Below are 17,534 nucleotides of genomic sequence, written 5' to 3'. Positions count from 1 at the left end.
AATAGCCCTGACCCACCACGAAGGGGTTACGATATGACCAAATATGATGCAGCCTGGGTTGCCCAGGAAGAAGCCAACCGCGCCTTGATGGCCGAGCAGGGCCTGTACCGCGCAGATGACGAACACTCGTCCTGCGGTGTCGGTCTGGTTGTTGCGCTGAACGGCAAGCCCAGCCGCAAGGTTGTTGAAAACGGCATCAACGCGCTGAAAGCGATCTGGCACCGTGGTGCTGTGGACGCCGACGGCAAGACCGGTGACGGCGCAGGTATCCACGTGCAGATCCCGGTTCCGTTCTTCTATGACCAGATCCGTCGCACCGGCCACGAACCGCACATGGATCAGCTGATTGCTGTTGGTCAGGTCTTCCTGCCGCGCACCGATTTCGGTGCTCAGGAAACCTGCCGGACTATCGTCGAAGCCGAAGTGCTGCGCATGGGCTATTACATTTACGGCTGGCGCCACGTGCCGGTGGATATTTCCTGCCTTGGAGAAAAAGCCAACGCGACCCGCCCCGAGATCGAGCAGATCCTGATCTCGAACTCGAAAGGTGTCGACGAAGAGACTTTTGAGCGCGAGCTGTATGTCATCCGTCGCCGGATCGAAAAAGCCGCGGCTGCCGCGGGCATTGGCCAGCTGTATCTGGCGTCGCTGTCCTGCCGCTCGATCATCTACAAAGGTATGATGCTGGCCGAGCAGGTCGCGGAGTTCTATCCGGACCTGAAGGACGAGCGGTTTGAATCGGCCTTTGCGATCTATCACCAGCGCTATTCGACCAACACCTTCCCGCAGTGGTGGCTGGCACAGCCGTTCCGCATGTTGGCGCATAACGGCGAGATCAACACGCTGAAGGGCAACCTGAACTGGATGAAAAGCCACGAGATCCGCATGGCCTCGGCCTCGTTCGGGGAAAAGGCGGAAGACATCAAGCCGATCGTGCCGCAGGGGTCTTCGGATTCGGCCGCGCTGGACGCTGTGTTCGAGGTCATGGTGCGCGCGGGTCGTTCGGCCCCGATGGCGAAGACCATGCTGGTGCCGGAAAGCTGGTCCAAGCAAGCGGTGGACCTGCCGCAGGCGTGGATTGACATGTATTCCTATTGCAACTCTGTGATGGAGCCGTGGGACGGCCCGGCTGCGCTGGCAATGACCGACGGTCGTTGGGTCTGCGCGGGTCTGGACCGCAACGGTCTGCGCCCGATGCGCTATGTCATCACCGGTGACGGCCAGCTGATCGCGGGTTCCGAGGCCGGTATGGTTCCGGTCGACGAGGCCACCGTGCGCAAGAAAGGCGCGCTTGGTCCGGGTCAGTTGATCGCGGTCGATATGGCCGAGGGCAAGATTTACAGCGATACTGAAATCAAGGACAAGCTGGCCGCCAGCCAGCCGTTCGGCGAATGGGTCGGTAAGATCACCGATCTGGAAGACGAGCTGAGCCAAGTGACCGAAACCGCGATGTTCCGCGGTGAGGAACTGCGCAAGCGTCAGATCGCGGCCGGCTATTCGATCGAAGAGCTAGAGCAGATCCTTGCGCCGATGGCCGAGGATGGCAAAGAGGCGATTGCCTCGATGGGTGACGACACCCCGTCGGCGGTTCTGTCGAAGGAATACCGCCCGCTGAGCCACTTCTTCCGCCAGAACTTCTCTCAGGTGACCAACCCGCCGATCGACTCGTTGCGTGAATACCGCGTGATGTCGCTGAAGACCCGGTTCGGGAACCTTAAGAACGTGCTGGAAGAGGACAGCAACCAGACCGAGATCATCGTTCTGGAAAGCCCCTTCGTCGGCAACGCCCAGTTCGCGAAGATGGTCGAAAGCTTCAAGTCGCCGATGGTCGAGATCGACTGTTCGTTCGACGCCTCTGCCGGTGAAAGCGCCCTGCGTGTCGCGCTGGAGCGGATCCGTTCGGAAGCCGAAGATGCCGTGCGTTCGGGGGCCGGTCACCTTGTGCTGACCGACCAGTATCAGAACGCCGACAAGGTGCCGATGCCGATGATCCTTGCGACCTCGGCCGTGCACAGCTGGCTGACCCGCAAGGGCCTGCGCACGTTCTGTTCGCTGAACGTCCGTTCCGCCGAATGTATCGACCCGCATTACTTTGCGGTTCTGATCGGCGCCGGTGCGACTGTTGTGAACGCCTATCTGGCCGAAGACAGCCTCGCCGACCGGATCGAGCGTGGCCTGCTGGAAGGCACCCTGACCGAGAACGTCGCGCGTTATCGCAAGTCGATCGACGCGGGCCTGCTGAAGATCATGGCGAAGATGGGTATCTCGGTGATCTCGTCTTACCGTGGTGGTCTGAACTTCGAGGCCGTCGGCCTGAGCCGCGCCATGTGCGCCGAGTTCTTCCCGGGCATGCACTCGCGTATTTCCGGTATCGGTATCGCGGGCATCCAGCACAAGCTGGTCGAAGTCCACGCCAAGGGCTGGAAGTCGGGTTCTGACATCCTGCCGATCGGTGGCTTCTACAAGGCGCGCCGCTCGGGTGAGAAACACGCTTGGGAAGCGCAGACCATGCACATGCTGCAGGCTGCCTGTAACAATGCGTCTTACGAGATGTGGCAGCAGTTCTCGGCCGCGATGCGGGCGAACCCGCCGATCCACCTGCGTGACCTGTTGGACATCAAGCCGATGGGCAAGTCGATCCCGCTGGAAGAGGTGGAAAGCATCACCGCGATCCGCAAGCGGTTCGTGACCCCGGGCATGTCCCTTGGCGCCCTGTCGCCAGAGGCACACCGCACCCTGTCGATCGCGATGAACCGCATTGGCGCCAAGTCGGATTCCGGTGAAGGCGGCGAAAGCCCCGATGATTTCACCCCGGAACCTAATGGCGATAATGCCTCGGCGAAGATCAAACAGGTGGCCTCGGGTCGTTTCGGTGTGACCGCCGAATACCTGCTGCACTGTGAAGAGCTGGAGATCAAAGTTGCCCAGGGTGCGAAACCCGGTGAGGGCGGCCAGCTGCCCGGCATGAAGGTCACCGACCTGATCGCCAAGCTGCGTCACTCGACCAAGGGTGTGACCCTGATCTCGCCGCCGCCGCACCACGATATCTATTCGATCGAGGATCTGGCGCAGCTGATCTATGACCTCAAGCAGATCAACCCCAAAGCCAAAGTCACCGTGAAACTGGTGGCCTCGTCCGGCGTGGGGACGATTGCGGCGGGTGTTGCGAAGGCCGAGGCCGACGTGATCCTGATCTCGGGCCACAACGGTGGTACCGGAGCGTCGCCTGCGACCTCGATCAAATACGCGGGTCTGCCGTGGGAGATGGGCCTGACCGAGGCGCATCAGGTTCTGGCAATGAACAACCTGCGTGAACGCGTGACCCTGCGGACCGACGGTGGCCTGCGGACCGGTCGTGACATTGTCATGGCTGCGATGATGGGTGCCGAGGAATACGGGATCGGTACCGCAGCGCTGATCGCGATGGGCTGTATCATGGTGCGTCAGTGCCAGTCGAACACCTGCCCGGTTGGTGTCTGTACGCAGGACGAACGCCTGCGTGAAAAGTTCACCGGCAACGCCGACAAGGTCGTCAACCTGATCACCTTCTACGCGCAGGAAGTGCGCGAGATCCTGGCATCCATCGGTGCCCGGTCGCTGGAAGAGGTCATTGGCCGTGCCGATCTGCTGACGCAGGTCAGCCGTGGTTCGGCGCATCTGGATGATCTGGACCTGAACCCGCTGTTGATCACCGTCGATGGCGCGCATGAGATCACCTATGATCGTGATCGTCCGCGCAACGTGGTGCCTGATACTCTGGACGCCGAGATCGTGCGCGACGCGGCTCGGTTCCTTCAGGAAGGCGAGAAGATGCAGCTGTCCTACGCGGTGCAGAACACGCACCGGACCGTGGGCACGCGGACCTCTAGCCACATCGTCAAGAACTTCGGTATGCGTAACAACCTGCAGCCCGATCACCTGACGGTAAAACTGACGGGCTCTGCCGGTCAGTCGCTTGGTGCCTTTGCGGCGCCGGGTCTGAAACTGGAAGTGTCGGGCGACGCCAACGACTATGTCGGTAAGGGCCTGTCGGGCGGTACCATTGTGGTGCGCCCTGCGATGGCCTCTCCGCTGGTGGCGGCAGACAACACCATCATCGGCAACACCGTTCTTTACGGTGCGACCGACGGTTACCTGTTTGCGGCTGGCCGCGCGGGCGAGCGTTTCGCGGTGCGGAACTCTGGCGCGACCGTGGTGGTCGAGGGTTGTGGTGCCTGTGGTTGTGAGTACATGACCGGTGGTACGGCCGTCATTCTGGGTGATATCGGCGCCAACTTCGGTGCGGGTATGACCGGTGGCATGGCTTACCTGTATGACCCCGAGGGCAAATCGGCGGACATGATGAACATGGAAACGCTGGTTACCAGCCCGGTTTCTGTGGCGCATTGGGAAGATCAGCTGAAATCCCTGATCGAACGCCACGCCGAGGAAAGCCGCAGCCGCAAGGCGCTGGAGATCCTGCAGAACTGGGATACCGAGAAGGCCAACTTTGTTCAGGTTTGCCCGAAAGAGATGCTGGACAAGCTTCCCTATCCGCTGACCGAAGAGGTCGGTGCCATCCCGGCGGAATAAGGCCAAATAGAACGCGAAAAGGGGGCGCTGGGCGCCCCCTTTTTATTTGGTCAGCGAGTGTGATTCTGCGGTCAAGGCGCCAATGGCTGAGCAGAAAATTTTGCAAATTCTTGAATCAATTCAATTTTCGTCGTCTTATTGTCGGCAAATTAAGGCCAAGTTTTTGGTGACTAATAGGACGTGATCCCCGATAACTGTTGGGATCTCCTGTGCGTTGTCACTCGGATAAAGGAACAGTTAATGTATAAGAATTTTAGTAAAACAGTTGCCACGATCGCCCTGTCGGCGGTGGCGTTCGTCCCTGTTGGGGCTGGTATTACACTTGTTTCAGCAGATGCGGCCTATGCCAACAATGGCAATGGAAACGGCAATGGCGGCGGTGCAAACGGCGCTGAAGCAGGTGGCAACCGCGGTCAGGACAATAAGGCTGCCCGTGAAGAGATCATGGAGACTGCCGGGGCCAAGAACTGGGGCGTCATCGCATCCGAGCTTGGCGAATTAAACAAAGCCAATGCCAACGTCAATGCCCGCTTGAACTCCTCAGATCCCGTGCATCAAGCACTGGGGGCATATGAGCTTTCGGGTGGTATTACGGCCGAGGGTGTGGCGGTCTACAATAGCGTGAAAGACGATTTCACAACCTATTCGGGATCTTTGGTGATTGGCGCGACTATCACGGATCCGCAAACCAATACCGATGTGGTGCTTACTGCGGAAAACATCTCTAATTTCAGCTACACGTTCGATCAATTTGCGACCTTTGCGGGCTTGTCATCAGATTTGATTACCGCTTACGAAGCGTTGGCGGTACTGCAAGGCTTCCGGGATGATCCTTTGACCGCGGGGGCGATTGACGCGCTCAACTACATGCTGGGACTTGAAGACCCTGCGACCGGAGCAGAGGAACCCGCTGCCTGATCGCAAGGTTTTCGCGACTTGAAGCGAATTCCAAAACCTCGCCTTCGGGCGGGGTTTTCTATTTTTCAACACCTTCTCAGCGTAAGTTTTAAGCAAGAATGGCACGCCAAGCAGTGGACCGGGTTGTCAGTTTCAGGCCAGCCTAATCGCGTTTAAAGTTTGCCAGCCCGAAGCACAATCTTACCGATGTGGGACTTCTTCTGAAACGCCTCTTGCGCGGCATTGATCTGGGCGAGGGCGAATTCCTGCGCGACCAGCGGTTTGATCTCTTGGCGTTCGATGCGGGTAATCAGGTTCGGGAAGACCTCGGGTTCCAGCACAGTGCAGCCGAAGAAGCTGAGGTCTTTCAGGTACAGCGTGCGCACGTCCAGCTCGACGATCGGGCCACCAATGGCGCCCGATACGGCATAGCGGCCTTTGGGGCGCAGGACCTCAAGCAGTTGCGGCCATGCAGCGCCGGCGACAAGGTCGATGACGACATCGACGCTGTTGCGACCCAGCACCTTGGGCAGGTCATCGTTGCGGGACAGGGTTTTCGCGGCTCCCAGATCCATAAGTTCTGCGGCCTTCGAGGGCGAGGTTACGGCGATCACCGTGGCCCCGCGCGCCTTGACCAGCTGGATCGCGGCAGAGCCCACGCCGCCAGAGGCGCCGGTGACCAGAACTGTATCGTCCGACCCGACGCCCGCGCGGGTCAGCATGTTCTCGGCGGTGGAATAAGAGCACGGGAAGGACGCCAGCTCGACGCTGGTCAGCGGGCTGTCGATGGCATGGGCATGGCGCGACGCAACGGTGGCATATTCCGCAAAACCGCCATCGCATTCAGAGCCAAAGTACCACGGGGTGGTCAGGTTGCGGCCTCGCGCCTCCCACATTGAGGGTTCGATCAGGATGCGCTGGCCGATGCGGCTGGGGTCGACACCGTCGCCGACAGCGACGATTTCTCCGCAGACGTCAGCGCCTTGGATGAGGGGCAGTTTCAGTGCCTCGCCCGTCCAGGCGGCATCGTCGGCATCATTGTCGCTTTTCGAATACCAGCCGATCCGCGTGTTGATATCGGTGTTGTTGACCCCGGCGGCGTGGACCTTGACCAGAACCTCGCCGGCGCAGGGGGTCGGTACGGGGATCTCGTGGTTCAGGACAAGGCATTCGGGGCCACCATGGGCCACCAGTTGCACGCCGGTCATGGTCTTGGGGATCATCATGGGGCCTTTCGTTTGGCCAACCGCTAGCTGCGTTTGAACTTGGCCACAAGGAACATGGCAAGGATCGCGCCAGCGGCGTTGAAACACAGGTCCAGCGCAGTGTTGTAATAACCGCCGACATTGGTGTCGGGGACCAGCAAAACGGCCGAGAACTCGATGATCTCATTCACAGCGCCAAGGCCCATCGACGCCAGCGCCGGGTAGCAATACGCGGTCGCCGTACCGCGCGTGTCGGGGAAGTGGCGCAGCAGCAGGTGGTGCAAAAGCCAAGCGGTGACGCCAAACCCATAGGCGTGGACGGCTTGGTCGTATTTGAAGATATAAAGGTTTTCCGTCTCGACGATGTCGATCAGGTGAAGATTATACAGCACCGATCCGTTTATCTGAACGCCGCCACCCGCCATGTGGGCAAGGCCCCAGATCGACAGGGTCCACAGGATTGCGGGTGGGTATTCGCCTTTGCGCAACGACAGGCCGATCAGGGCAATCAGGCTGACCATGGTGATGACATAGACAATGAACTCGTAATTCCCGATCGACAGGAAATACGCGGTGAAGGCGACGACATAGGCGAGTGTGAACAGGCCCACGCGCAACTCGGCGGGGTTTGGGCGTATCATGGGACCATCATGGCCAAAGGCATGGCCAGTTGGCAAGCCCTTGGGAAATGGCGCGTTTCTAGCTTTCGCGGCGCTTGAGGTAGCGGGTCACGCCCGCGTCGACCGCGATGTAAAGCGCCATCGACAGCGCGCCAAGCACCAGAACGGCGGCGAACATCAGGTCGGTCTTGGCGCGGCCATTGGCCAGCAGCATCAGATATCCAAGGCCCTTGCTGGCCCCCACCCATTCGCCGATCACGGCCCCGATGGGGGCATAGACGGCGGCCAGTTTCAAGCCAGAGCCAAGCGAGGGCACGGCGGCAGGGATACGGATGTGCCAAAGGATCCGGCGGTTCGTGGCCCCCATGGTGCGGGCAAGATCAAGGTATCCCGCTGGCGTCCGCATCAGCCCGTCAAAGAAGGCGGATGTTACCGGGAAGTAGATGATTAGCACCGCCATGACGACCTTGGACAGCATCCCATAGCCCAGCCACAGCGTCAGGATCGGGGCCAGCGCGAAGACCGGAATGGCTTGGGAAAAGGCAAGGATCGGGCGCAGCAGGGTGCGGGCCGCGGGCGAGGTGGCTAGTTGGATCGCGGTTACGATCCCGAAGAGCGTGCCGAAGAACAGGCCAAGCCCGACCTCGTAGATGGTGATCAAGGCGTGTTCGCCAATAAGGGCGCGGCTTTTCCACATGGTTTCCGCGACCAGCGCGGGGCTGGGCAGGATGAACTTGGGCGGAGACAGGACCCAGATCAGCCCCTGCCAGATGGCCAGAAGAAGCAGCGCGGCAGCAAATCCGTTGCGAAGACGTGTCATGCGGCCCCCCGCAGTTTGGAGTACAGAGCGCCTGTTGCCGTCAGGGTTTCGGGGTCGTCCACAGCGCGCGGGGCAGGGGCGTTGGGCGGCGCGACGCTTTCCAGTCCGGTTTCCGACAAGACGTGGATGGCGTGGCCGACGCGGGCGGCCTCGGACGGGTCATGGGTGACCAGAAGGACGGTGCGGCCTTGAAGCAGTTCCATCGCAAGCTCCTGCATCTCGGCGCGGGTTTTGGCGTCGAGGGCAGAGAAAGGTTCGTCCAGCAGCACGACGGGGCGGTCTTCCATCAGGGTGCGGACAAGGGCCACGCGTTGGCGTTGGCCGCCTGACAGGGCAGCGGGTTTTTTGTGGGCGTGATCGGCAAGGCCCACGCGGCTCAGCAGGTTCAGCGCGCGGTCGCGGTCGGCGCGGTTGCCGCGCAGCTTTGCGCCAAGGGTGACATTGTCCAGCACCGAGGCCCACGGCAGCAGCAGGGCGCTTTGCGCCATATAGGCGATGCGGCCGGGCAGGGGCTGGTCGTCTTCTGCGGTGATGTCTCCGCTGAAATCGACATGGGCAGGCAGGTCGGCGATCAGGCGCAGAAGCGTGGTTTTGCCCACGCCTGACGGCCCAAGCAGACAGGTCCATGCGCCCGCGCGCAGGGGTAAAGACAGGGCCGGGAACAGGCCCGTTGCCTGCCCGGTCACCGTTATGCCCACGCCGGTGGTCACGGGGTCAGGCCCATGTCCCAGAACGAGACTTCCAGCCTTGTGGCCGTGTCGAAATGTTTCGACAGGGCAGACCAACGGGGGGTCTGTGTGTAGTCCTCGCCCAAACGGCGGACCAATGCGGCGTCAATCAGGGCACCCACGTCGCGGCAGACCTCTTGGTAGTCGTCCCCGGCATAGGTGTCGATCCAGCCCTTGTAGGTCTGGCTGGTGGCTTCCTTGCCCAGACGTGCGCCGATCTCGCCATAGCCCAGAACGCAAGGGGCCAGCGCGGCCATCAGGTCTAGGAAATCGCCGGAAAAGCCTGCCTCCAGCACATAGCGCGTGTAGGCAAGGTTGGCGGCGGCTTCTGGGGTGGCTTGCAGGTCGGCCTCGGTGATGCCCTCGGCAGCGCAGGTTTCCACGTGCAACTGCATCTCGTGGTTGACCAGCGCGTTCACGGTGGCGGCGGCGGCTTTCATCTCGTCCAGATTGTCCGATTTCACGGCGGCCAGGGCCCATGCGCGTGAGAAGTGGATCAGGAAGACATAGTCCTGCCGCAGGTAATGCAAAAAGGCCTCACGCGGGAGCGAGCCATCACGCAGGCCTTCGACAAAGGCGTGGCGGGTGTAATCCCGCCACGGGGTCGCGGAGCCCTCGCGCCAGAGGGCGAAGGCTTTGCCATAGTCGCTCATTCGGTGACGTCCATGACGATCATGTCGACCGGGTTGACCGACGGCACCAGACCGGCATCCTTCAGGAAGGTTTCGAACCGCGCATAGCGACCCGCATCCACTGCGGCAGGGCGCAGGGCGAACCGCGGCAGGGTGTCGACCCACGCTTTTGCGTTCAACTCGTCGTTCAGCTCCGGCGAGGTGTCGCGGAAGATCAGCCAGCTTTTACGCGGATGGTTGATAATGTACTGGGTCGCCTTTTCGGTCGCGGCCAGAAAACGGGCGATCATGTCCTTGTCCATCAGGTCCGGGTTCGCGACGTAGATCAGCTCGTCATAGGACGGCAGGCCTTCTTCTTCGAGATAGAAGCAACGACCGTCGACACCTTCGATTTCCATCTGGTTCAGTTCGAAATTGCGGAAGGCACCGATGACGGCGTCGACTTGGCCCGACATCAAAGAGGGCGACAGCGACCAGTTGACGTTGACCAGTTCGATGTCGTCGATGGTCAGGCCGTGGGGGGCCATGATCGCGCCAAGCAGCGCCTCTTCCACGCCCGCGACCGAGAAGCCAACCTTCTTGCCTTTCAGATCACCGGGCGACTTGATCGGGCTGTCGTTCAGAACCAGCAGGCAGTTCAGCGGGGTGGCAACCAAGGTACCGACACGCTTTAGCGGCAGGCCTTCATGAATTTGCAGGTGAAGCTGCGGCTGATAGCCGATCGCCAGTTCTGCCTTGCCGGCAGCGGCCAGTTTCGGCGGATCGGCAGGGTCTGCGGGGGCGACGATTTCGACCTCTAGGTTCTGTTCGGCGAAATAGCCCAGCTCTTCGGCGACGATCAGGGGGCCATGGTCGGGGTTGATGAACCAGTCCAGAAGAACCGTCATCTTGTCGGCGGCCATCGCAGGTGTTGCCAGCAACGCGAATGCGAAGGGGAGTGCGCGTTTCATTTCAGGGAAATCTCCGTGTCAGGTAGGTCCAAGGGCAGCAAGGACGATCTCGCCCCGCCAGTAAGGTTTAAGGCGGTCCGCCGCACGCCAGGCGCGAAGGCCCGATGCGCAGCAGATCACAGTGCGTCTGTCCGTGTTTGGAAGGGTCTCGATCTTGTCGATGGTCGTGCGAACGGCATCGGCAGTGGCTTTGCGGGGGGCCTCTTCGCTGTCGCGCAGGTCGACGACAAGATCGTCGGACGTGATTTTGCGCGCGCTGATAAATCGATGCCCCGCCTGCGGTTCCGGCGCGCCGTCAAAGCGGAAGCTGGAACTGCGCATGGTCTGGGCGTCAAAATGCACGAATTGCCCAAGCGGGGAAGGGTCGAGTCCCAGAATATGCGCCAGCGTCATCTGGGCCTGAATGGACCCGATTATGCCAACCACCGGACCCAGAACGCCTGCGGTTGCGCAGCTGGCCGCATGATCAGGCAGCTCGGGGAAGACCGCCCTCAAGGACGGTGCCCCGGCGCAGAACCCACCCACATAGCCCGTCATTTGCAGGACCGAGGCAGAAATCAGCGGCGTGTTGGTCTCAAGGCAGGCATCCGACAGGATATAGCTGGCCGCATAGCTGTCGGCGCAATCGACGACGATGTCGAAATGGTTGGCGATATCAACTGCGTTATTGGGGGTGACCGCGTCGGGCGACCAGATCGCCGAGACATCCCCGTTCAGGCGCTGCGCGTATTCTGCTGCGGCCTGCGCCTTGTAAAGCTCGGTGCGATCCTCGGTATAGATCACCTGACGGTGCAGGTTCGTAACCGCAACCCGGTCAGGGTCAGAGACGCTGAGTGTCCCGATCCCGGCCCCTGCAAGATATTGAATAACCGGAGAGCCCAAGCCCCCGGCACCGACGACCTTAACCCGCGCCTTCGAGAGCTTCTCTTGGCCCTCGGGTCCCACCTCTGGCAGGATCATCTGGCGTGCGTATCTGCTCATCTCGTTGCCCTCACCCATTCAGCACATCGCGCTTCGGGGTCGTCGTTCAGCGTTATATCCGTGACGACCGAGACGATGTCCGCACCCGCGTCAAAGACGCCGGGGGCTCGCTCGACCGACATGCCGCCGATTCCGACTAGGGGCGTGTCGCCAATGAGTTTTTTCCATTCGGTAACACGATCCAACCCCTGCTCGTGCCATTTCATTTTCTTCAGAATAGTGGGGTAAACGGGGCCCAATGCAACATAATCCGGGCTCAGCGCCATTGCGCGGTCCAATTCGGCGTGATCATGGGTCGAAATGCCCAGCTTGATCCCGGCGCGGCGCAGGGCAGGGATATCGGCCGTGTCCAGGTCCTCTTGACCCAGATGCACCCAGTCGCAGCCCTCGTCGATGGCCAGTTGCCAATAGTCGTTCAAAACCAGCGTTGCGCCATGTTCGCCGCATAGGCCTTTGGCCGCACGTAGTTCGGCGCGCACGACGTTCAGCGGCTGGTCCTTCACCCGCAATTGCGCCAGCTTGACGCCAAGAGGCAGCATGCGGATCAGCCATTCGGCTTTGTCAAAGATCGGATAGAAACGGTCGAGTGTCATGTCAGGAAGGCCTTTCCGATCACCGGGGTAGAGGGCGCGGCCATATCGCGCGGCTCCATCGGGTCGGCCGTGTATGCGGCCTGACCCGCTTCGGCGGCCATGACCATCGCCTTGGCCATAGTGGCGGGGTCGCCGGCTTTGGCGACAGCGGTGTTCAGCAGGATCGCGTCAAATCCCAACTCCATCGCGCGGGCGGCGTGGCTGGGCAGGCCGATGCCCGCGTCGACGACCAGCGGCACGTCGGGGAAATGGGCCCGCAAGCTGCGCAGCCCGTGTTCATTGTTCAGCCCAAGGCCAGATCCGATTGGCGCCCCCCATGGCATCAGAACCTCGCAGCCCGCGTTCAAAAGCTTGTCGGCGACGATCAGGTCTTCGGTGCAATAGGGGAAGACTTGAAACCCGTCCTCGGTCAGAACTTTGGCGGCCTCGGTCAGGGCAAAGACATCGGGCTGCAACGTGTCGGTATGGCCGATGACCTCAAGCTTGATCCACTTGGTGTCGAAGACCTCGCGCGCCATATGGGCGGTGGTGACGGCCTCTTTCACGGTGTGACAGCCGGCGGTGTTGGGCAGGATCAGGGTGCCAAGGTCCTTGATGATCTGCCAGAACGCCTGACCTTCGCCGCCGCTGCCTTCGCGCCGCAGGGACACGGTGGCGACCGCCGCTTTCGACGCCTTGAACGCCTCTGCCATGATCGCCGGAGAGGGGTAAAGCGCAGTGCCCAGCATCAGAGGGTTGGGCAATGTGGTGCCGTAGAACTTCATCTTATCCACCCTGCATTGGCGCGACGACTTCCAGCCGGTCGCCTTGTGTCAGTTCGGTGGTCGCGCGGGACGGGGCCGGGATGAAGGCCTCGTTCAATGCGGTGGCGACACGGGCGTCGCCATAGCCTAGCTCTTTCAAGGCGTCGGCCAGTGTGGTGGCGGACAGGTCGTGGGTCGTGCCGTTAACGGTGATCTGCATCGAAGAACTCCGGGGTTGCGCCGGTCAGGACGTGCTCGGCCACTTGGGCGGCCAGAGCAGGGGCAAGAAGGAAACCGTGGCGGTAAAGGCCATTGGCGTAAACGGTGTTTCCCTGCCGCCGGATGCGGGGCAGGTTGTCGGCAAAGGCCGGGCGTGCATCGACGCCGATCTCAAGGATTTCGGCCTCGCCAAAGGCGGGGTGCAGGGCATAGGCCGCCGAAAGCATTTCCAGCATCGACCGTGCGGTGATGCGGGTGCGTTGCGAGCTTTCGATCATTGTCGCGCCCAGCATGTAGACGCCATCACCGCGCGGGACGATGTACAGCGGAATGCGCGGATGCAGCAGACGCACAGGGCGCGACAGGGTCACGTCCGGGCAAGAGATGATCAGCATCTCGCCCTTTACGCCGCGCAGGTCCGGGATCACATCGCGGGCAGCAAGGCCCCGGCAGTCGATGGTGGTCGCGGTGTCTTGTGGATCGGTTTCGATCGCTACGCCCTTGGCCGCAAGATTGTCACGCAGGGCGGTCAGAGCGTCACGCGGGGAAAGGTGGGCCTCGTCCTTGAAGAACAGGCCGGTGCGGAAGCGGCCAGCCAGATCGGGTTCCAGCTCACCTATCAGTTCGGCGTCGACCTCGGCAAAGCCCGAGGTGCGGCGGGCAAAGCGGCGCAGGTCGGATTGGTCACGGTCCAGCGCAACCACCAAAGAGCCGTTCCGGGTCACGCCGCCTGCGTTCTTGTCCCACCAGTCGACCGCTTCAAGCCCATGGACAAGGACCGGTTCCTCGGCGCTTTCGCGTTCGCAATAGGGGGCCAGCATGCCGCCTGCCCACCAGCTGCAGGCATGTGCCCCAGGAGAGGACGCTCGGTCGATCAGGCGCACGTCGGTACCCCGGGCCACCAATTCGGTGGCGACCGTCAGGCCCGCAACGCCCGCGCCGATGATCTGCACATCAGCCATTCTTTGCCCAGATCCCGTGGAAGTGATGCACCGGCCCATGCCCGCGTCCGACAGTCAGCGTGTCCGCCTCGCGGATGGCGCGACGCAGATAGCGGTGCGCCTCTTCGACCGAGGTTTCCATATCCAGCCCTTTGGCCAGACCCGCTGCGATAGCCGCCGACAGGGTGCAGCCCGTGCCATGCGTGTTCTTGGTCTTCACACGCGGAGAGGACAGGCCCATCATCCCGGTGGCCGTGACCAGAAGATCTTCGCAGAAATCACCCCGCCCATGGCCCCCTTTCATCAGAACGCTTGCAGCGCCCAGCTCGCGCAGGGCCGCGCCTTGTTTTTCCATCTCTTCGATGGTTTCGGCCTCGGGCTGGCCCAACAGGCGGGCGGCTTCGGGAAGGTTCGGGGTCAGCAGCGCGGCGCGGGGGACAAGGTGCCGGATCAGCGCCTCAACCGCATCATCCTGTAAAAGCGAGTCACCGGATTTCGCGACCATGACCGGGTCCAGCACGATCGGTCCTTGGTAATCCTTTAAAGCTTCGGCGACGGTTTCGATGATCTCGGGCGTGGCCAGCATGCCGATCTTGATGGCGTCCACATCCAGATCGGACAGAACGGCGTCAATCTGCGCGGTGATCACATCCAGCGGCACCCCGTGCACGGCCGTCACTGCCTGTGTGTTCTGCGCCGTGATCGCGGTGATGACACTGGCCCCATAGGCCCCAAGCGCGGACATCGCCTTGAGGTCGGCCTGAATACCGGCCCCTCCGCCACTGTCGGATCCTGCGATGGTGAGGGCAATCGCCGTCATATGTCACTTCCCTTGCTTTGGCAGCTTGGGCGGACGGATTGCGGGCCTTGCGTATCATTAGGTCCGTTCCCTACGCCGGTGCTGACCGGATCAGGTTCGATGGGTTCGCATGCGCATCTCAGCCAGACTGGCACCCCAACGGAATTAAGCCTGACATAACGCCGTTGAAGGTCCGGATCAAGTAAACAGGCTTTTCGGCGCCGCGAAGCATCGCTAAAGTCCGTCTTGTGGCAAAACAGGCAAAGAAACCGGCGAGTAAACCGGCGAAGACCAAGACGCGCAAGGCCCAGGATAAGGCCAAACCCCAGCTTCTAAGGCGTTTGCGTCGATGGGCTGTCTGGGGCGTGTTGGGCTTTGCCGCTGTTATCGTTCTGATGGTTGTCGCGCTTCGCTTTGTGAATCCGCCGACGACTCATACGATCTGGACTCAGGATCAGTATCTGGGTGGCGTTAAGCGCACATGGGTCGATATCGAAGATGTCGCCCCCGAGGCCATTCGCGCCATTGTCGCCGCCGAAGACGCGAATTTCTGCACCCATTGGGGGTTCGACATGGCCGCGATCCGCGATGCGCTGGAAGATGGTGCGAACCGGGGGGCCTCTACCATCACACAGCAGACCGTGAAGAACGTCTTTCTGTGGCAGGACCGCAGCTGGTTCCGCAAATCCATGGAGGCGGTGCTGACCCCATTGGTCGAAGCCGTCTGGCCCAAGAGGCGGATCATCGAGGTCTATGTGAACGTTGCCGAGTTCGACGAGGGCGTCTTTGGGATCGAGGCCGCAGCCCAGCATTATTTCGGCGTGTCCGCCGCGAAGCTAAGCCCGCTGCAGGGGGCCTCTTTGGCGGTTATCCTGCCCAATCCGAAACAGCGTAATGCCACCAAGCTGAAAGGTTGGATGGCGAAACGTGCCACGAGGTTGGTGGATGGGGCGGCCACGATCCGCGCGGATGGGCGCTCTGCCTGTTTCGACAGTTGAACTTCTGCGCCACACTTGGATAGACAGGGCTAAGACCCCGTATTTTCAGGACCCCGTATTATGCACCGTCTTTACCATGCTCCTTTGTCCCCCTTTTGCCGCAAGGTCCGTCTGGTCATGGCAGAGAAGAAGGTCGAGGTAGAGCTGGTCGAAGAGAAATACTGGCTGAAGGACCCCGACTTTTTGCGCCGCAACCCTGCGGGCAAGGTTCCGGTGCTGCGGTCCGATGGGCTGACCATCGCCGAAAGTCAGGCGATCTGCGAATACTTCGAGGAAACCGTGCCAACGCCTGCGTTGATGCCGTCGGATCCGGCCGCCCGTGCCGAGGTGCGCCGGTTGATCGGCTGGTTCGATGACACATTCCATAACGAAGTGACGTCGAAGCTGCTTTATGAGCGGGTGAACAAGAAGCTGACCGGGGAAGGCTATCCTGACAGCAAGAACGTCAAGGCCGGCGCGACGCGGATCAAGTACCATCTGGATTACATGGCGTGGCTTCTGGATCAGCGGCGCTGGTTGGCCGGTGACGTGATGACGATGGCCGATTTCGCCGCCGCCGCGCATCTGTCGGCGCTGGATTACATCAGCGACGTGGACTGGAACCGGTCGTCAAACGTCAAGGACTGGTACGCCAAGATCAAGTCACGCCCGGCGTTCCGGACGCTGCTGGCCGATCAGGTGCCGGGCTTCCCACAGCCTGCCCATTACGCGGATCTGGATTTTTGAGCGCCGAGCTCAAGACCAAACTAAAGGCTTTCGCGTTAGAGGCCGGGTTTTCCAAGATGGGGGTGTGCCGCCCCGACGCGGTGCCGCAAATTGCCGAGCGGTTGGCGCAGTTTGTTGAGGCCGGACGGCATGGCCAGATGGGGTGGATGGCCGAACGGATGCACTGGCGCGGTGCGCCGGACGCGCTGTGGCCCGAAGCCAAGTCTGTGATCATGCTGGCCGAGGCCTATTCACCCGATCACGACCCGTTGGATCTGTTGGAAAAGCGCGAGACCGCGACGATTTCCTGCTATGCGATGAACCGCGATTATCATGACGTTGTGAAGAAGCGGCTGAAAAAGGTCGGGCGCTGGCTGTTGGAACAGGCCGGCGACGAGCAGATCAAAGTCTTTGTCGACACCGCCCCGGTGATGGAAAAACCCTTGGGCCAAGCCGCCGGGCTGGGCTGGCAAGGCAAGCATACCAACCTTCTGGGCCGCGATCTGGGCAGTTGGTTCTTTCTGGGCGCGATTTTCACCACGGTTGAATTGCCGGTGGACGAGGCTGGGAAAGAAAACTGCGGATCCTGCCGTGCCTGTCTGGATATCTGCCCGACCGAGGCTTTTCCCGCGCCCTTCCAATTGGATGCGCGTCGCTGCATTTCCTATCTGACGATCGAGCATCACGGACCTGTCGACGAAAGCCTGCGCGCCAAGATGGGCAACCGCATCTACGGCTGCGACGATTGCCTTGCCGCCTGCCCGTGGAACAAGTTCGCAGCTACGGCGCGCGAGGTGAAATATCACGCGCGACCCGAACTGATTTCTCCGGACCTTGCCGAATTGGCGACGCTGGATGATGCGGGGTTCCGGGCGTTGTTTTCGGGCTCTCCGATCAAACGGATCGGGCGGAACCGGTTCGTGCGGAATGTGCTTTATGCGATCGGCAATTCGGACAGCGGACGGTTGCGGGCTGTTGCGCAGGGCCTGTGTGACGATCCTGACGCGACGGTGGCCGATGCCGCACGTTGGGCGGTGGCTCGGTTAGAGGCTGAGGATTAAGGTCACGGAAATGTTGTGCGTGGCAGGTTCGATTTCGTGCCCGCCGCCCCTATCTTTCAAGGCAAGGAGA

At 61.3% G+C, this 17,534-nt stretch carries 17 protein-coding genes and 1 riboswitch; of the genes, 5 read left to right on the top strand and 12 right to left on the bottom strand.

Annotated elements, in window-relative coordinates; all coding sequences use genetic code 11:
• Nucleotides 1–33 precede the first annotated feature (33 nt).
• Nucleotides 34–4,572 carry a glutamate synthase large subunit gene (gene gltB, locus CLM58_RS00635; protein ID WP_095593986.1) on the top strand — a complete coding sequence of 1,513 codons (4,539 nt, stop codon included), beginning with the start codon at nucleotides 34–36 and terminating at the stop codon, nucleotides 4,570–4,572.
• Between the two features lie 180 nt (nucleotides 4,573–4,752).
• Complete coding sequence (locus tag CLM58_RS00630) at nucleotides 4,753–5,490, top strand: hypothetical protein (RefSeq protein ID WP_158221827.1); 738 nt, start codon at nucleotides 4,753–4,755, stop codon at nucleotides 5,488–5,490.
• Between the two features lie 152 nt (nucleotides 5,491–5,642).
• Here the strand turns inward: CLM58_RS00630 and CLM58_RS00625 are convergent, their stop codons facing one another.
• The 12 genes from CLM58_RS00625 to thiD are packed head-to-tail and all read right to left on the bottom strand — an operon-like array spanning nucleotide 5,643 to nucleotide 14,721.
• Nucleotides 5,643–6,692: an alcohol dehydrogenase family protein gene (locus CLM58_RS00625; protein ID WP_332881205.1), complete on the bottom strand. Its 1,050-nt coding sequence runs from the start codon at nucleotides 6,690–6,692 to the stop codon at nucleotides 5,643–5,645.
• Nucleotides 6,693–6,718: 26 nt separating this feature from the next.
• On the bottom strand, nucleotides 6,719–7,315 hold the full coding sequence (locus tag CLM58_RS00620) for a DUF2238 domain-containing protein (RefSeq protein WP_095593983.1): 597 nt from the start codon (nucleotides 7,313–7,315) through the stop codon (nucleotides 6,719–6,721).
• A gap of 58 nt (nucleotides 7,316–7,373) precedes the next feature.
• Nucleotides 7,374–8,114 carry an ABC transporter permease gene (locus tag CLM58_RS00615; protein ID WP_095593982.1) on the bottom strand — a complete coding sequence of 247 codons (741 nt, stop codon included), beginning with the start codon at nucleotides 8,112–8,114 and terminating at the stop codon, nucleotides 7,374–7,376.
• Complete coding sequence (locus CLM58_RS00610; RefSeq protein WP_095593981.1) at nucleotides 8,111–8,824, bottom strand: ABC transporter ATP-binding protein; 714 nt, start codon at nucleotides 8,822–8,824, stop codon at nucleotides 8,111–8,113. Before CLM58_RS00610 ends, CLM58_RS00615 begins: the two co-directional genes overlap by 4 nt.
• A complete protein-coding gene (gene tenA / locus CLM58_RS00605; protein WP_095593980.1) occupies nucleotides 8,821–9,495 on the bottom strand; it encodes a thiaminase II in 675 nt (224 codons plus the stop codon). The genes CLM58_RS00610 and tenA overlap by 4 nt, the downstream gene beginning before the upstream one ends.
• Nucleotides 9,492–10,424: an ABC transporter substrate-binding protein gene (locus CLM58_RS00600; protein WP_095593979.1), complete on the bottom strand. Its 933-nt coding sequence runs from the start codon at nucleotides 10,422–10,424 to the stop codon at nucleotides 9,492–9,494. Before CLM58_RS00600 ends, tenA begins: the two co-directional genes overlap by 4 nt.
• A gap of 18 nt (nucleotides 10,425–10,442) precedes the next feature.
• Nucleotides 10,443–11,405, bottom strand: a complete 963-nt coding sequence (locus CLM58_RS00595) for a HesA/MoeB/ThiF family protein (RefSeq protein WP_229666162.1) — start codon at nucleotides 11,403–11,405, stop codon at nucleotides 10,443–10,445.
• The gene (locus CLM58_RS00590; RefSeq protein WP_095593977.1) at nucleotides 11,402–11,998 is read right to left on the bottom strand and encodes a thiamine phosphate synthase; all 597 of its coding nucleotides are present in this window, start codon (nucleotides 11,996–11,998) and stop codon (nucleotides 11,402–11,404) included. The genes CLM58_RS00595 and CLM58_RS00590 overlap by 4 nt, the downstream gene beginning before the upstream one ends.
• Complete coding sequence (locus CLM58_RS00585; protein ID WP_095593976.1) at nucleotides 11,995–12,762, bottom strand: thiazole synthase; 768 nt, start codon at nucleotides 12,760–12,762, stop codon at nucleotides 11,995–11,997. Before CLM58_RS00585 ends, CLM58_RS00590 begins: the two co-directional genes overlap by 4 nt.
• A 1-nt stretch (nucleotide 12,763) precedes the next feature.
• Nucleotides 12,764–12,961, bottom strand: a complete 198-nt coding sequence (gene thiS / locus CLM58_RS00580; RefSeq protein WP_095593975.1) for a sulfur carrier protein ThiS — start codon at nucleotides 12,959–12,961, stop codon at nucleotides 12,764–12,766.
• On the bottom strand, nucleotides 12,945–13,922 hold the full coding sequence (locus CLM58_RS00575; protein ID WP_095593974.1) for an FAD-dependent oxidoreductase: 978 nt from the start codon (nucleotides 13,920–13,922) through the stop codon (nucleotides 12,945–12,947). Before CLM58_RS00575 ends, thiS begins: the two co-directional genes overlap by 17 nt.
• Nucleotides 13,915–14,721, bottom strand: a complete 807-nt coding sequence (gene thiD / locus CLM58_RS00570; RefSeq protein ID WP_095593973.1) for a bifunctional hydroxymethylpyrimidine kinase/phosphomethylpyrimidine kinase — start codon at nucleotides 14,719–14,721, stop codon at nucleotides 13,915–13,917. Before thiD ends, CLM58_RS00575 begins: the two co-directional genes overlap by 8 nt.
• Before the next feature lie 50 nt (nucleotides 14,722–14,771).
• Nucleotides 14,772–14,869, bottom strand: a riboswitch (TPP riboswitch).
• Between the two features lie 79 nt (nucleotides 14,870–14,948).
• Between thiD and mtgA the strand changes: the two genes are divergently transcribed.
• Genes mtgA through queG form a run of 3 tightly spaced genes read left to right on the top strand, consistent with a single transcriptional unit; the run spans nucleotide 14,949 to nucleotide 17,464 of the window.
• The gene (gene mtgA / locus CLM58_RS00565; RefSeq protein ID WP_095593972.1) at nucleotides 14,949–15,698 is read left to right on the top strand and encodes a monofunctional biosynthetic peptidoglycan transglycosylase; all 750 of its coding nucleotides are present in this window, start codon (nucleotides 14,949–14,951) and stop codon (nucleotides 15,696–15,698) included.
• 60 nt (nucleotides 15,699–15,758) lie between these two features.
• Complete coding sequence (fzlA, locus tag CLM58_RS00560; RefSeq protein WP_095593971.1) at nucleotides 15,759–16,424, top strand: FtsZ-binding protein FzlA; 666 nt, start codon at nucleotides 15,759–15,761, stop codon at nucleotides 16,422–16,424.
• Entirely contained in the window at nucleotides 16,421–17,464 is a 1,044-nt protein-coding gene (queG, locus tag CLM58_RS00555) for a tRNA epoxyqueuosine(34) reductase QueG (RefSeq protein ID WP_095593970.1), read from the top strand. The genes fzlA and queG overlap by 4 nt, the downstream gene beginning before the upstream one ends.
• Nucleotides 17,465–17,534: the final 70 nt, after the last annotated feature.

The sequence above is a fragment of the Actibacterium pelagium genome, assembly GCF_002285415.1.
GTDB classification, from domain to species: domain Bacteria; phylum Pseudomonadota; class Alphaproteobacteria; order Rhodobacterales; family Rhodobacteraceae; genus Actibacterium_B; species Actibacterium_B pelagium.
Note: the sequence above shows the minus strand (reverse complement) of the source record. Positions and strands in the feature narration are given on the sequence as shown.

Bases quoted from the DNA above. Each gene is read 5' to 3' on its own strand.
- gltB (WP_095593986.1), top strand. From the start codon at position 34: ATGACCAAATATGATGCAGCCTGGGTTGCCCAGGAAGAAGCCAACCGC.
- CLM58_RS00625 (WP_332881205.1), bottom strand. From the start codon at position 6,692: ATGATCCCCAAGACCATGACCGGCGTGCAACTGGTGGCCCATGGTGGC.
- CLM58_RS00620 (WP_095593983.1), bottom strand. From the start codon at position 7,315: ATGATACGCCCAAACCCCGCCGAGTTGCGCGTGGGCCTGTTCACACTC.
- CLM58_RS00615 (WP_095593982.1), bottom strand. From the start codon at position 8,114: ATGACACGTCTTCGCAACGGATTTGCTGCCGCGCTGCTTCTTCTGGCC.
- tenA (WP_095593980.1), bottom strand. From the start codon at position 9,495: ATGAGCGACTATGGCAAAGCCTTCGCCCTCTGGCGCGAGGGCTCCGCG.
- CLM58_RS00600 (WP_095593979.1), bottom strand. From the start codon at position 10,424: ATGAAACGCGCACTCCCCTTCGCATTCGCGTTGCTGGCAACACCTGCG.
- CLM58_RS00595 (WP_229666162.1), bottom strand. From the start codon at position 11,405: ATGAGCAGATACGCACGCCAGATGATCCTGCCAGAGGTGGGACCCGAG.
- CLM58_RS00590 (WP_095593977.1), bottom strand. From the start codon at position 11,998: ATGACACTCGACCGTTTCTATCCGATCTTTGACAAAGCCGAATGGCTG.
- CLM58_RS00585 (WP_095593976.1), bottom strand. From the start codon at position 12,762: ATGAAGTTCTACGGCACCACATTGCCCAACCCTCTGATGCTGGGCACT.
- thiS (WP_095593975.1), bottom strand. From the start codon at position 12,961: ATGCAGATCACCGTTAACGGCACGACCCACGACCTGTCCGCCACCACA.
- CLM58_RS00575 (WP_095593974.1), bottom strand. From the start codon at position 13,922: ATGGCTGATGTGCAGATCATCGGCGCGGGCGTTGCGGGCCTGACGGTC.
- thiD (WP_095593973.1), bottom strand. From the start codon at position 14,721: ATGACGGCGATTGCCCTCACCATCGCAGGATCCGACAGTGGCGGAGGG.
- fzlA (WP_095593971.1), top strand. From the start codon at position 15,759: ATGCACCGTCTTTACCATGCTCCTTTGTCCCCCTTTTGCCGCAAGGTC.